1 rRNA gene is annotated in these 1,400 nt (G+C 54.0%); it reads left to right on the top strand.

The annotated features are described in order from the left end of the window. A 16S ribosomal RNA gene (locus FKN05_RS16460) occupies positions 1–1,351 on the top strand; the annotation flags it as partial. Between the last annotated feature and the right edge of the window lie 49 nt (positions 1,352–1,400).

Below are 1,400 nucleotides of genomic sequence, written 5' to 3'. Positions count from 1 at the left end.
GCCAAAGAGGGGGACCTTCGGGCCTCTCGCGTCAGGATATGCCCAGGTGGGATTAGCTAGTTGGTGAGGTAAGGGCTCACCAAGGCGACGATCCCTAGCTGGTCTGAGAGGATGATCAGCCACACTGGAACTGAGACACGGTCCAGACTCCTACGGGAGGCAGCAGTGGGGAATATTGCACAATGGGCGCAAGCCTGATGCAGCCATGCCGCGTGTATGAAGAAGGCCTTCGGGTTGTAAAGTACTTTCAGTCGTGAGGAAGGGGATATCGTTAATAGCGGTATGCTTTGACGTTAGCGACAGAAGAAGCACCGGCTAACTCCGTGCCAGCAGCCGCGGTAATACGGAGGGTGCGAGCGTTAATCGGAATTACTGGGCGTAAAGCGCATGCAGGTGGTTTGTTAAGTCAGATGTGAAAGCCCGGGGCTCAACCTCGGAGTTGCATTTGAAACTGGCAGGCTAGAGTACTGTAGAGGGGGGTAGAATTTCAGGTGTAGCGGTGAAATGCGTAGAGATCTGAAGGAATACCAGTGGCGAAGGCGGCCCCCTGGACAGATACTGACACTCAGATGCGAAAGCGTGGGGAGCAAACAGGATTAGATACCCTGGTAGTCCACGCCGTAAACGATGTCTACTTGGAGGTTGCGGCCTTGAGCTGTGGCTTTCGGAGCTAACGCGTTAAGTAGACCGCCTGGGGAGTACGGTCGCAAGATTAAAACTCAAATGAATTGACGGGGGCCCGCACAAGCGGTGGAGCATGTGGTTTAATTCGATGCAACGCGAAGAACCTTACCTACTCTTGACATCCAGAGAAGCCAGCGGAGACGCAGGTGTGCCTTCGGGAGCTCTGAGACAGGTGCTGCATGGCTGTCGTCAGCTCGTGTTGTGAAATGTTGGGTTAAGTCCCGCAACGAGCGCAACCCTTATCCTTGTTTGCCAGCACTTCGGGTGGGAACTCCAGGGAGACTGCCGGTGATAAACCGGAGGAAGGTGGGGACGACGTCAAGTCATCATGGCCCTTACGAGTAGGGCTACACACGTGCTACAATGGCGCATACAGAGGGCGGCGAGACAGCGATGTTAAGCGAATCCCAAAAAGTGCGTCGTAGTCCGGATTGGAGTCTGCAACTCGACTCCATGAAGTCGGAATCGCTAGTAATCGTGAATCAGAATGTCACGGTGAATACGTTCCCGGGCCTTGTACACACCGCCCGTCACACCATGGGAGTGGGCTGCAAAAGAAGCAGGTAGTTTAACCTTCGGGGGGACGCTTGCCACTTTGTGGTTCATGACTGGGGTGAAGTCGTAACAAGGTAGCGCTAGGGGAACCTGGCGCTGGATCACCTCCTTACGTAAAGATTGTGCATTGATGAGTGTTCACACAGATTGATTTGGTTTAA

It is taken from the genome of Vibrio sp. 1-1(7) (genome assembly GCF_013048485.1).
GTDB lineage: Bacteria > Pseudomonadota > Gammaproteobacteria > Enterobacterales > Vibrionaceae > Vibrio > Vibrio fujianensis.
Note: the sequence above shows the minus strand (reverse complement) of the source record. Positions and strands in the feature narration are given on the sequence as shown.